The 12,268-nt window shown below is 44.8% G+C and carries 11 protein-coding genes; 4 read left to right on the top strand and 7 right to left on the bottom strand.

Features of this window, described 5'->3' with window-relative positions; all coding sequences use genetic code 11:
- Nucleotides 1–2: 2 nt before the first annotated feature.
- The gene (gene hutH, locus V6252_RS09165) at nucleotides 3–1,565 is read right to left on the bottom strand and encodes a histidine ammonia-lyase (protein ID WP_341610174.1); all 1,563 of its coding nucleotides are present in this window, start codon (nucleotides 1,563–1,565) and stop codon (nucleotides 3–5) included.
- Nucleotides 1,566–1,628: 63 nt separating this feature from the next.
- Entirely contained in the window at nucleotides 1,629–3,347 is a 1,719-nt protein-coding gene (hutU, locus tag V6252_RS09160; protein WP_341610173.1) for a urocanate hydratase, read from the bottom strand.
- Between the two features lie 385 nt (nucleotides 3,348–3,732).
- Between hutU and V6252_RS09155 the strand changes: the two genes are divergently transcribed.
- The 4 genes from V6252_RS09155 (at nucleotide 3,733) to V6252_RS09140 (ending at nucleotide 7,333) form a co-directional block, all read left to right on the top strand.
- Complete coding sequence (locus tag V6252_RS09155) at nucleotides 3,733–4,488, top strand: UTRA domain-containing protein (protein WP_341610172.1); 756 nt, start codon at nucleotides 3,733–3,735, stop codon at nucleotides 4,486–4,488.
- A 447-nt stretch (nucleotides 4,489–4,935) separates the two neighbouring features.
- A complete protein-coding gene (locus V6252_RS09150; RefSeq protein ID WP_057761253.1) occupies nucleotides 4,936–5,772 on the top strand; it encodes an amino acid ABC transporter substrate-binding protein in 837 nt (278 codons plus the stop codon).
- Between the two features lie 14 nt (nucleotides 5,773–5,786).
- Complete coding sequence (locus tag V6252_RS09145; RefSeq protein WP_057762590.1) at nucleotides 5,787–6,530, top strand: amino acid ABC transporter permease; 744 nt, start codon at nucleotides 5,787–5,789, stop codon at nucleotides 6,528–6,530.
- Nucleotides 6,531–6,589: 59 nt separating this feature from the next.
- Nucleotides 6,590–7,333 carry an amino acid ABC transporter ATP-binding protein gene (locus tag V6252_RS09140; protein ID WP_057761251.1) on the top strand — a complete coding sequence of 248 codons (744 nt, stop codon included), beginning with the start codon at nucleotides 6,590–6,592 and terminating at the stop codon, nucleotides 7,331–7,333.
- Between the two features lie 113 nt (nucleotides 7,334–7,446).
- Here the strand turns inward: V6252_RS09140 and V6252_RS09135 are convergent, their stop codons facing one another.
- The 5 genes from V6252_RS09135 to V6252_RS09115 all read right to left on the bottom strand — a co-directional run bounded on the left by V6252_RS09135 (nucleotide 7,447) and on the right by V6252_RS09115 (nucleotide 11,956).
- Nucleotides 7,447–8,400, bottom strand: a complete 954-nt coding sequence (locus V6252_RS09135) for a DMT family transporter (protein ID WP_341610171.1) — start codon at nucleotides 8,398–8,400, stop codon at nucleotides 7,447–7,449.
- A 288-nt stretch (nucleotides 8,401–8,688) separates the two neighbouring features.
- On the bottom strand, nucleotides 8,689–9,435 hold the full coding sequence (locus tag V6252_RS09130) for a lysozyme inhibitor LprI family protein (RefSeq protein WP_341610170.1): 747 nt from the start codon (nucleotides 9,433–9,435) through the stop codon (nucleotides 8,689–8,691).
- A 6-nt stretch (nucleotides 9,436–9,441) separates the two neighbouring features.
- Nucleotides 9,442–10,089 carry an aminodeoxychorismate/anthranilate synthase component II gene (locus tag V6252_RS09125; protein WP_341610169.1) on the bottom strand — a complete coding sequence of 216 codons (648 nt, stop codon included), beginning with the start codon at nucleotides 10,087–10,089 and terminating at the stop codon, nucleotides 9,442–9,444.
- A 72-nt stretch (nucleotides 10,090–10,161) separates the two neighbouring features.
- Complete coding sequence (locus V6252_RS09120) at nucleotides 10,162–11,580, bottom strand: anthranilate synthase component I family protein (RefSeq protein ID WP_341610168.1); 1,419 nt, start codon at nucleotides 11,578–11,580, stop codon at nucleotides 10,162–10,164.
- A 100-nt stretch (nucleotides 11,581–11,680) separates the two neighbouring features.
- Complete coding sequence (locus tag V6252_RS09115; RefSeq protein ID WP_341610167.1) at nucleotides 11,681–11,956, bottom strand: Trp family transcriptional regulator; 276 nt, start codon at nucleotides 11,954–11,956, stop codon at nucleotides 11,681–11,683.
- Between the last annotated feature and the right edge of the window lie 312 nt (nucleotides 11,957–12,268).

The raw sequence follows: 12,268 nt of genomic DNA, 5'->3' as shown, positions 1-12,268 counted from the left end.
CTTTATTTAGACTCGTACCAATTGCTGCGTAGTGACTGCCAATGTTCGGCAAGCGTACCGTCTAATACCAACTGCTTGGCTGCTTCGATATCAGGGGCGAGGTAGCGATCTTTGTCATAGAAAGTCACTTTCTCACGTAGTTTTCGATGCGCCACAGTCAACGGCTCTGAAGTGTCTAATCCACGATGAAAATCGATCCCTTGACCAGCAGCTAATAGCTCAATGCCGATGATGGTAGCGGTGTTTTGCGCCATCTCGTATAGGCGGCGTGCGCAATAGGTGGCCATAGACACATGATCTTCTTGGTTAGCAGAAGTCGGGATGCTATCGACGCTACCAGGATGGGCGATAGATTTGTTCTCTGAAGCCAGTGCGGCGGCGGTCACATGAGCAATCATAAACCCTGAGTTTACCCCAGCATTATCAACCAAGAATGGCGGTAAGCCACCTGATAGCGTCGCATCGATTAGTAAAGCGACACGGCGCTCAGACATAGAGCCAATCTCAGCGATTGCCAAGGCTAAAATATCCGCGGCAAAAGCGACTGGCTCAGCATGGAAGTTACCACCTGATATAGCAACTGGCCCATCTTCGTTATTGAAAATAAGTGGGTTGTCTGTCACCGCATTAGATTCGATGAGTAGCGTTTTTCCTGCTTGGTTGATGATATCAAGGCAGGCACCCATGACCTGCGGCTGACAGCGTAGGCAGTAAGGGTCTTGCACTCTATCGTCTTGCTCACCGTCATGTGAGGCACGGATAGCACTGCCTTTGATGAGTTGACGATGTGCTTTGGCGATTTCGATTTGACCATGATGGCCACGTACTTCGTGAATACGTGCATCAAATGGTGAGTCTGATCCTTTGGCCGCATCAATCGACAGTGAGCCGACAATGGTCGCAGTCTCAAGCAAGTCACGCGCTAAGAAATAACCCCGTAACGCTAGCGCGGTTGAGACTTGCGTGCCATTAATGAGCGCAAGGCCTTCTTTGGCTGCAAGAGTAATAGGCTCAAGTCCATGCTGGGCTAGGGCGTCCGCAGCTGGTATTTTTTCGCCAGCGACAAACACGTCACCTTCACCCATCATCGCAAGTGTCATATGCGACAAAGGGGCTAAGTCACCAGATGCACCAACAGACCCTTTTGCTGGGATATTTGGCGTGATTTGATTATTGATTAAGCCAAGTAAACTATCAACTACCTCGCGGCGTACACCAGAGACACCTTGCGCCAGACTGGCAACTTTCATCACCATAATCAGTCGCACCACGCCGTCTGGCAACGCTTCACCAGTACCCACTGAGTGAGAAACGATTAGGTTACGCTGAAGTAGCTCAAGTTGGTCGTCACTGATACGCGTCTTTGCTAACAGGCCAAAACCAGTATTGATACCATAAGCGCTTTTGTCTCGTGCAATGATGGTACGTACATCTTCGTGCGAGGCATCTATCGCCTCATAAGCACTCTCAGGTAGTGTCAATATGACAGGCTGCTCGTAGATATCACGTAACATCTCAAAGCTAAGCTGGCGAGGATGTAGGGTTAGTTGTTTGACGTTGTTCATAGGGGTAATCCTAGTTGCATAGTTATCTGGCTATTTATTTTTATAAAGTAAAATGATTTCGAATTATTTAATCATTGGCAGATTTAAACCATAGTCTTTCGCTGTCTTGATCGCGAGCTCATAACCTGCATCGGCATGACGCATGACGCCTGAGCCGCAGTCATTGACTAACACGCGTGACAATCTTTTGGCTGCGGCGTCTGTACCGTCTGCGACAATAACCATACCTGAGTGCTGTGAGTAGCCCATGCCAACGCCGCCGCCATGATGCAGCGATACCCACGTCGCACCGCCTGCCACGTTCAGCATGCCGTTTAATAGTGCCCAATCAGATACGGCGTCTGAGCCATCTCTCATGCTCTCGGTTTCGCGGTTTGGACTGGCAACAGAGCCCGTATCCAAATGGTCACGACCAATGACGATAGGACCTTTTAGCTCACCGTTTTTGACCATTTCATTAAATGCCAAACCTGCTTTGTCACGTTCACCAAGCCCTAACCAACAGATACGAGCAGGCAAGCCTTGGAATTGAATGCGCTCTTTTGCCATATCTAACCAACGATGAATATGCTGGTTTTCAGGGAATAGCTCTTTAATTTTTTGATCAGTCTTATAGATATCTTCTGGATCACCTGATAACGCTACCCAGCGGAATGGGCCTTTGCCTTGGCAAAATAGCGGACGAATATAAGCAGGGACAAAGCCTGGGAAATTAAAGGCATCTTTGACCCCTTCATCAAAAGCGACCTGACGGATATTATTACCGTAATCGGTCGCGGGAATATCCATCGCTTGCAAGTCCAAAATCGCTTGTACATGTACCGCACAAGATTGAGCGGCTGCTTTAGTCAGTGCTGTGTGTTGCTCTGGATCTTCTTGGGCGGCTTTCCATTCCTCTACTGTCCAGCCGCTTGGTAGATAGCCATTAATCAAATCATGCGCTGAGGTTTGATCGGTGACCAAATCAGGCTTCATACCGCCCGCATTAGCACGCTTGACCATCTCAGGCAAGATATCTGCGGCATTGCCAAGTAGGGCGATAGAGACGGCTTCACCAGCGTCCGTATGTTGTTTGATTAACTCATAAGCGTGGTCAAGATCATTTGCTTGCTTATCGACATAACCAGTACGTAAGCGGAAATCGATGCTAGACTGCTGACACTCGATGTTTAACGAAGTTGCCCCTGCAAAGGTAGCAGCTAGTGGCTGCGCGCCGCCCATACCGCCCAGACCAGCGGTCAAAATCCAACGACCTGCCCAGCTACCATCATAATGCTGACGACCTGCTTCCACAAAAGTCTCATACGTACCTTGGACGATGCCTTGCGTACCGATATAAATCCAGCTACCTGCAGTCATTTGACCGTACATAAACAGGTCTTTGCGATCCAGCTCGTTAAAGTGCTCCCACGTTGCCCAGCGCGGTACAAGGTTAGAGTTGGCAATCAAGACGCGCGGTGCATTTTCATGTGTTTGAAACACGCCGACGGGTTTACCAGACTGTACTAGCAACGTCTCATCATCTTCTAACTCTTTTAATGACTCTAAGATTTGATCATAGCTTTCCCAGTTACGGGCTGCGCGCCCAATACCACCGTAGACAACCAGGCTTTTTGGGTTTTCTGCCACATCAGGATGCAGGTTGTTTTGCAGCATGCGATAAGGGGCTTCGGTCAGCCAGCTTTTGCAATGTAATTTGCTACCAGTAGGCGCAGCGATATCGCGAGACTCATCGCGGCGAGTCAGCTTAGTCTCTTTGTTGGTTCCGTTGTCAGTAGTCATGATCATATCCTTGTGATAGCGAATAGGGCGATAAAGTCATCAAAGTAAGTGTCTTACAGTCAGTCTATATATTCATTTACTAAGTATTTATCTACTACTAAGTATTCATCTAAATTCATAGAAATATCGAATCGATAAAACAAATTTTCTAGCACCGCTGTAAAGTTGTATATACAAATTATCAAAGATACTTTTTTCATGCAAGGTTTTTTTTCATGAGCTGATTATTTTTGTGATTAACTCAGCCGATTTAGATAACATCGAGTGAGTTGAAAAGCGCCCTAGTCAATACTGAACGCTCAGACATTTTGACTAAGGCTTGCACGGTGGTCTCGTGATATTATGTGGTCATTCCTATTAGCAAAACTGACGGTCAAAGGCGGATATGACAAAGACGATTCCGGCGTATCAACGCATAAAAAACGCCATACTAGACAATATTCATTCTGGTAAGTGGCAAGCGGGCAACGCGATTTCGACAGAAATGGCATTGGCTGAAGAGTTTGGTGTGTCACGAATGACGGTCAACCGTGCGCTAAAAGAGCTGAGCGAGGAACGGGTACTAGAGCGTCGGCAAGGGTCGGGCACGTTTGTCGCGCAGCAGCAGTTCAATCATACGTTTGTTGAGGTACGCAATATTGCACAAGATTTGAAGTCGGCCAATCGCGACTATGAAGCGAAGGTAGTCAGCAAGCGTGCCGTGACTGCTGCTATGCTCGATAATGAATTGCGTCGTAAGTTTGGTATTGATGAAGGGTCTGTGCCTGTTAACGCAAGCGTGCATACAAACGCTAGTGATGAAGCTGTCCTGTATGAAGTAAAAATCATTCACTTTGCCGATGGTCAGCCCATACAGTTTGAAGAACGCTGGGTCGATGCCAAAAAAGTGCCGAAGTTTATTGATCAGGATTTTAGTGTGGTCAATACCAGTGATTACTTGATTGCCAAAAGCCCTCTAGAGAGTGGTAGCTATACCATCCGAGCATTGGCTGCCCCTGATGAGATTGCTGAGTTTTTGCAAATTGCGCCGCAGTCACCAACGCTTGTGCTGCGTCGGCAGACCTATTCGGCTGGCCAAGTCGTTACCTTTGTAAAGATGTGGCATGCGGGTGATCGCTATCAGTTCTCAGGCGAGTTATAGCAGATATAGTCAAGCCTATATAAATCCGCTACATCTTCATCCTCGCTAAACATACTAATGTATAACTTGCATTCGGTTTGCTTGTATCGAAATTATATTGAACTGTCTATAGCTTACGTATGCTCACTGATTTTGTACGTTTTTCTGTCTAAAGTGAGATACTATATCCATAAGCTGTTATTTAACGAGATAGCAATTGACGTTAATTAAAGTCGCCAGAATATTTGAACAATCGTTAAAAATTAAAATATAATATAGAAACAGTATTGAAAAATAGCCCAAATAGCCTCAAATCGGGCAACCAAAGCCGAATATCATAGAAGAGCTTATATTGTTCTTCTGTATCGGCTTGTCCTATTTATTAGCACCGCATATTTTATTAGTGCTGTGTGTCTTGTTAGCATTATGCGTTTTTACTTTATTCATTCACTCTTATAAGGACGTCTTATGAAACGTCGTACTCTTTTAGCCCTTGCCGCCAGCACTATGTTCCTTGCCGCTTGTGGTCAATCTACTACCAACGAAGCCGATACCAGTGCAACTGACAGCGCTGCAACAGGCGGTTCTGATTTGCTACAACGTATCAACAACGGCGGCACGATCAATGTCGGTACAGAGGGTACTTATCCTCCGTTCACGTATCATGATGAGAGCGGCAAACTAACGGGTTATGATGTTGAAGTAACGCGTGCAGTCGCGGATAAACTGGGCGTAGACGTTGAGTTTAAAGAAACCCAATGGGATGCGATGCTGGCTGGTTTGGATTCAAAACGCTTTGATATGGTGGCTAACCAAGTTAGTTTGACCACGCCTGAGCGTAAAGCAAAGTATGACAAAGCAATGGCTTATAGCTGGTCAGGTGCGGTTGTATTGGCACCTACTGATGACAACCGCTATAGCTCGTGGGAAGGTTTAAAAGGCCTACGTACTGCGCAATCACTTAGCAGTAACTACGGTGAGCTTGCAGAGCGTTATGGTGCAGAGATCGTTCCTGTCGATGGTATGGCGCAAGCGATTCAATTGGTGAAGCAAGACCGTGCTGACTTTACGATGAATGACAATCTAGCGGTATTGGATTATCTCAAGAAATTCCCAGATTCTGACCTTGAGATTAAACTGACTGCACCTGCTAGTGAGTTACGTGGTTCAGGCCTAGTACTTATCAAAGGTGATGATGAAGTTGTAGCTAAATTAGATGAAGCAATGGCTGAATTGGCGGCTGAAGGCACGCTAACTAAGCTTAGCGAACAGTTCTTTGGTGCTGATATAAGTCAACAAAAATAATGTCAGTTTCTATCATGTCAGCTTCTGTAATGTCTACATCATGGTTCGCGGACTTATTGGCCGTATTGCCATTTATGAGTCCTGATCGAGCGCAGATTGTCATCTCGTCGTTTTGGCCAATGCTCAAAGGCGGTATCTATTATTCGATACCGCTGGCGTTGATCTCATTTGCGATTGGTATGGCCATTGCACTGACAGTGGCATTGATTCGTATCATTCCGCGTGCTACTTGGTTTCATGAAATCATCTATCGGCTCGCTCGCGTCTATGTGTCCGCCATTCGCGGTACACCGATGTTGGTTCAGCTGTTTATTATTTTTTATGGTCTGCCAAGTGTCGGGGTGAAGCTCGATCCCTTTCCCTCAGCGATTATTGCGTTCTCACTGAACATCGGTGCTTATGCATCGGAGACAGTGCGTGCTTCGATTTTGTCGATACCAAAAGGACAGTGGGAAGCAGGCTCGACGGTTGGTTTGACATATCTACAGACTTTTCGCCATGTGATTTTACCGCAGGCACTTCGAGTGTCGGTACCGCCGTTGTCTAATACCTTTATCAGTCTGGTAAAAGATACCTCACTTGCTTCATTGGTACTGGTCACTGAACTATTCAAACAAGCGCAGATTATCACAGCTCGTAACTATGAGTTTATGCTGGTCTACACAGAAGCGGCAATTATCTACTGGGGTATTTGTCTGTTCTTGACCTTTATTCAAGGCAAGCTTGAAACTAGGCTAGATCGTTATGTAGCAAAATAAGCTACGTAGTAAAATAAGTTATGGCTCAATAGACACGCCCTAGCACAACAGGAATTTTTATGATCAAAGTCACTAATATTCATAAAGCCTTTGGTGGCAATCAGGTGCTAAAAGGCATCGACTTGACCATTAATAAAGGTAAAGTGGTCGTAATATTAGGACCTTCAGGATCGGGTAAAACCACCTTTTTGCGTTGTTTAAATGCGTTAGAAATTCCTGATCAAGGTGTGATTGCTTTTGATGACGATAGCTTGAGCGTCGACTTTGCGACTAAGCCAAGCAAAAAAACGCTACTAGCCTTACAGCGCAAGTCAGGTATGGTGTTTCAGTCTTATAACTTGTTTCCACATAAGACAGCCATTGAAAACTTGATGCTTGGGCCTACAGTGGTACAAGGGCAGAGCAAAGCGCAAGCCCGTGAGCAGGCACTGGTACTACTTGAGAAAGTTGGACTGTCGGACAAAGCAGATCTCTATCCGTTCCAGTTATCTGGTGGTCAGCAGCAGCGTATTGGTATTGCCCGTGCGCTCGCTATTGAGCCGTCATTATTACTGTTTGATGAGCCAACCTCTGCGCTTGATCCAGAGTTGGTACAGGATGTGCTTGAGACGATGAAACAGCTCGCCTCTGAAGGTTGGACGATGGTCGTAGTGACTCACGAAATCAACTTTGCCCGCGACGTTGCCGATCATGTTGTACTGATTGAGGATGGTCATGTGGTCGAAGAAGGTAGTGCTAAGCAGTTGTTTGAAGACTCAAAGCATCCTCGTACGCAGGCATTTTTGCAACGTATAGAGCAGTAAAAACGTTTGTTTTTGCGTAAGTAATCAAACAAAAAAGCCCCAATCATGATGCTATGGTTGGGGCTTTTTTTATCGAAATAAATAGCACATATCTCAAATGAGTAGACAGTAAACTATACTTTTTGTCGTTGTTTTAACCAGCGAGGTACACGAGTGGCGGTACCATTTAACACAGCATTTAATAAAGCCGCCAGTAAGATAAGTGCCACACCCAAATACTGAATCCAAGACAAGGATTGATGTAGTAATAGCATCGCAAGCGCAATCGCAGTCAATGGCTCAAAAATCGTAAATACCGATGCACGAGTGGCGGGCAGTTTCTCTAATGCCTTCATATATAGCCCAAATGGCACGACGGTTCCCAATAATGACAATCCCAAAACATAGCCCCAAGTCATCAAGGGCAGACTCACTAGCTGCTCATAAGTGTTATAGGTCTCAGGCAAGAGCAGTAGTACGCCAGCACTAATGATAATGGAAGTGAAAAACACCAGAGGGGCAGGGTGAGCATAATGCATCGCGCGCTTGCCCAATACGCCATATAACGAATAACACATCCCTGCTGATAGACCGAGTAAAATGCCCCAGTTAACTTTTGCTTGTTCACCTAACATGGTTAAGCCTACGCCAAACACCGCCATCAATGCCAGTAACACTGATTTGCGAGTAATGGACTCACTCAGTAAGAATTTTGAGAACAATAAGCTAAATACGGGTGCGGTATAGAGTAAGGCAACGGCAGGGCCAGCACCAACGTAGCTTACCGCAAAAAAGTAGCAGACCGACATGCCAAGGACACCTATCAACGACTGTATCGCCAGTCCAAGCCACTGTTTTGGCTGTAATTTGATAAGGTGTGGCCACAGTTTTGGTAGCATGGCTAAGATGATAAAGGCCGCCGTGACAATGCGTAATATCGTTACCTGCCAACCACTAAATCCAATTTGGTTTAGGTAAGTCGAGAATATACCCAACGTGCCCCAACAAATAGCAGCCGTGATGATTTGAATGGTGCCTAGCCATGATTGATGCGAATGGGTCGTCATTCCGTTGTCGATGTTTGCCATACTGTTTTCTTCTTACGCTCTAAGTGACACAAGGTTTTTTAAGATTGCTACTGATACAATCTCTCCAAGCAATACTGAAATAAGAAAAGACAACCTGATTAAAGGCTGTCTTTTGTTTGTTCTTTTCAGTCTATCACTAAAAGATAATAAATAACTACTAGGTCGTGTGCTAAATTCAATCAATAGTTATTCAAATGGCTAGCGTTTGATAAATAACCTAAACAATATAGAATAATTGGCTCGTATCATATTCGTGTTCGCATCACTTTTTTATTTCTATAGTCTTTATTAATCAATCAATAAAAAGAATGTTTGCTCTCGGAGAGCATTTCGCTGAATAAAGCACACTTTTTCCACTTGGGTTCTTGGTAAATGATCCGTATCAGCCCCGCAATTTTTTGAGCGCTGTTTTATCCACTGAATCTGCTCTTTTTTAAGATCAGCCGCCATATCTTCACCGTACAGGCGTCTGACTTCATTTCGCGTTACTCTGTAGCTTTCATTCAATGCTTTATCAGACGTGTTATATATCTGATCAATCAGAGCAGCTTGTGATGCTAATGGCAGATAAGTCGCGTTTTCTTTGTAGGTGGCACTATAAGTATCGACTGTCCATTTACTTCTTATAGATATCTCATGGTTTGATGTATTTATAAACCCGTCAAAATCTTCGCCCTCAAAGGTATAACCCTGAAATCGACACGGGGTCACGCCATCTTTACATAAGCTATGCTTGGTTTCTGCAGAGTAGTATTTAACAGCATAGGGCGACTTACTAGGTTCTTGTGTTGTCTGCAATAGCCGTCCTAAATCGGGAGCGACTAGCAGCATATTGTTGCAAGTAACGCTTCCTTCTGCGCAGCTCTCATAAAGGTTAAGACGTTGACCTTGGATGTCCATGCCCATGGTAAAGTTTGCCTGTACAGGAGCTACAGCCGAACTGACAGACGTCATTAGCGTTAAGATCAAAAGCAACGCAATACGTCCGAGTAAGCTGAATTTATTTAGGCTTGAGGCAGACATGGAGACGGACATATAGGTTTATACCTGTAGCAAGAAATTACTCAGCAATCGCTTAGCACCTTCAGTGGCAAACGACTCAGGGTGAAACTGTACGCCTTGAATTGGGTACTCTTTGTGCGCCAGTCCCATAATCTCATCCCCTGTCAGCGCTGATTCAGCAAAGCTCAATTCAGCACGGCTATCATTAGCGACCACAGATGTGATCGTCAGACAGCTTGGGATGGTATCGGCTTTGACCACCAGTGAGTGATAGCGCATGATTTCAAGCTCTTGCGGTAAACCTTGATAGATACCTGAATTATCATGGCGAATTGATGAGACTTTGCCATGCATCGGCACACTAGCGCGTACCACGTCACCGCCAAACACATGAGCAATGCCTTGCATACCCAAGCAAACGCCTAGTAGCGGCACAGTTTTGCCCAGTGTCTCAATGACCTCGCTACAGATACCAAAGTAAGCGGGATCATCAGGGGAGCCAGGGCCAGGTGAAATGATAATTCTATCAAGATTCATTGCTTGCACATCTGCTAAGGTGATTTCGTTATTGCGTTTAACGATGACGCTGGCTTTTTCATTACTGTCTAAGGTTTGCAAAATCTCACCCACATATTGGTAGAGATTGAAGGTAAACGAGTCGTAGTTATCGATAATTAAAACATTCATGGGTCATAAACTCTTTTGTAAAAATAGTGCTAGGTAAAATATGGTCAATTTATGCAGTACGTTTGGTATCCGTTATGATTGCATAAAGCTGTCTAACACGACTTTCATCGCCGACAGTTTACGCTGAATCTCTAAGTACTCATCAGCTGGGTTTGAGTCGTAAACATTACCGCCGCAAGTTTGGGCGTAGGCAGACTCGCCATTGATAAACAGACTGCGAATAGGAATGGCAAAGATACAATCACCATTGAAATTGAACGAGCCTAATGCACCGCCATAAGCACCGCGACCATCTGGCTCTAGCTCATTAATCACTTTAATGGCTTCTACTTTAGGTGCGCCTGATAGAGTACCAGCAGGGAAGTTACTGGCAAGGGCACTAAACATGTCTTCGTTAGGATGCAGGATACCAACGATCTCAGAAGAAATGTGCTGTACGTGAGAGAAGCGTTTGATATCCATCAAGCTACGGACTTTTACCGTACCAAATCGTGCCACACGGCCAATATCATTACGATGTAAGTCGACCAGCATATTGTGCTCGGCAATCTCTTTGTCATCGTTGAGCAATGCGCGGGCAAGCTTACGGTCTTCGATCACATCGGCGCCGCGTTTAGCCGTTCCTGCGAGCGGATAGGTTTCCATTTCACCTTGACGCAAGCGGAATAGCAGCTCAGGCGAGGCACCAATGATGCATTGCTGGGCAAATTTCATAAAATACATATGCGGCGATGGATTGACGGCACGCAGCTTTTCATAAATCGGCATCTTGTCACCGGCAATACGATATTTAGATTTAAACCCAACCTCGCACTGAAAAATACGCCCAGCAATGATGTCTTCTTTTACTTGCATGACGACATTGGCATGCTCTTCTTGGCTCATGCCATCACCTAAAAATTCAACTTTAGGCGCTTCATAACTAGGCGTTGGCTCATCAAGCAGAGCCTTGATTTGTTCGATGCGATTATTCTGCTGAGCGGTTGGATAATAAAAATAGAAAATCTCCCCAGTCATCTTATCTAGCGTCAATCCATCTAAATACACGCCAAACTTAAATGGTTCAAAGTCTTCGCTGGCTTTTGCATTGAGGCTAGGCTCAAAGAAATTCACGCAGTCATAACCCAAATACCCGACCAGACCACCGCTTTGATCACGGGCAATAACATGCTGCGGCGTTATATCACGCAGTAGCTGATAAGGGTTGTCAGTTTGATAACAACTTGTCTCAGCAGTTTTATTATCGGTAATCGCAAGCGTGTTGCGGTCTAATGCGGCGATAGTCGTCACAGGGTCAAAGCCGATCGCATGATGGCGCGAGATATGGCTGTCTTCACCCAATGATTCGAGCAAATAGCAGGTATCAAACGCACTTTCGATACGTTTGAATAATGCAAAAAAATCGATATCTTGCGTCAGTTTGATACGTTGTGGTTTGCTCGGGATATCGATAGGAGCAGGTTTGGTCTGTGTGCGAGTACTAGAGGTCATAACAAAGTCCGAAATGGTTCAAATAAGTGTTGATTAATAAGGTGTTGATTAATAATTGTGAGAGTAGCCAGTAAAAAGCTAGATAGTATGGTCAAAATAGTTAAGAGTGGTCTCTATGAGTGGCCAGTAACGCGCTGACATCATGGCTTTGCTTGGCCTTGGCACCGCGAGAGACAGTGGCGATACCAACACCTAATTGCTCAGAGATATCACGCTGGGTGATGCCGCGATCTAGCAAATCAAAAATCCGAATACGATTGGCAATGTCATGCTGTTCTTTATCGGTCAGCAAGGCACTTAGCAGCTTTTTGATATCTGCGCTATCAGTACAGTTGGTCAAATGTTTCACTAAGCTTTGATAAGGATCGGTAGTCATAATAGGTAATCTTAGCCAAAGAAAATAGATAGGTCGCTTGTTGAGCGATTTTTCGCTGAGAACTATCTTGTTTCAGTATTCTAGTACAGTAGTACAAGAAAAACAAGTGATGAGCTAAGTTAATAGCAGACTGCTATAGACGTGATGAATATCTATGCCTGACCACATATAGCCTTAATACATAGCTAGAATTATATTGAATGATTATTTTATGGCCAGTATTAAAGCATTTTTGTACTCTCTCAGCATTTTAAAAGCTAAAATTGAGAATTTATTACATTAATTATTGCCAAAGTGTTAATACTTCGTTAT

It is taken from the genome of Psychrobacter proteolyticus, assembly GCF_038155145.1.
Lineage (GTDB): Bacteria > Pseudomonadota > Gammaproteobacteria > Pseudomonadales > Moraxellaceae > Psychrobacter > Psychrobacter proteolyticus_B.
Note: the sequence above shows the minus strand (reverse complement) of the source record. Positions and strands in the feature narration are given on the sequence as shown.

What these genes read in the sequence shown, in the direction of transcription:
- hutH (WP_341610174.1), bottom strand. Translation starts at nt 1,565, where the DNA reads ATGAACAACGTCAAACAACTAACCCTACATCCTCGCCAGCTTAGCTTT.
- hutU (WP_341610173.1), bottom strand. Translation starts at nt 3,347, where the DNA reads ATGACTACTGACAACGGAACCAACAAAGAGACTAAGCTGACTCGCCGC.
- V6252_RS09155 (WP_341610172.1), top strand. Translation starts at nt 3,733, where the DNA reads ATGACAAAGACGATTCCGGCGTATCAACGCATAAAAAACGCCATACTA.
- V6252_RS09150 (WP_057761253.1), top strand. Translation starts at nt 4,936, where the DNA reads ATGAAACGTCGTACTCTTTTAGCCCTTGCCGCCAGCACTATGTTCCTT.
- V6252_RS09145 (WP_057762590.1), top strand. Translation starts at nt 5,787, where the DNA reads ATGTCAGCTTCTGTAATGTCTACATCATGGTTCGCGGACTTATTGGCC.
- V6252_RS09140 (WP_057761251.1), top strand. Translation starts at nt 6,590, where the DNA reads ATGATCAAAGTCACTAATATTCATAAAGCCTTTGGTGGCAATCAGGTG.
- V6252_RS09135 (WP_341610171.1), bottom strand. Translation starts at nt 8,400, where the DNA reads ATGGCAAACATCGACAACGGAATGACGACCCATTCGCATCAATCATGG.
- V6252_RS09130 (WP_341610170.1), bottom strand. Translation starts at nt 9,435, where the DNA reads ATGTCCGTCTCCATGTCTGCCTCAAGCCTAAATAAATTCAGCTTACTC.
- V6252_RS09125 (WP_341610169.1), bottom strand. Translation starts at nt 10,089, where the DNA reads ATGAATGTTTTAATTATCGATAACTACGACTCGTTTACCTTCAATCTC.
- V6252_RS09120 (WP_341610168.1), bottom strand. Translation starts at nt 11,580, where the DNA reads ATGACCTCTAGTACTCGCACACAGACCAAACCTGCTCCTATCGATATC.
- V6252_RS09115 (WP_341610167.1), bottom strand. Translation starts at nt 11,956, where the DNA reads ATGACTACCGATCCTTATCAAAGCTTAGTGAAACATTTGACCAACTGT.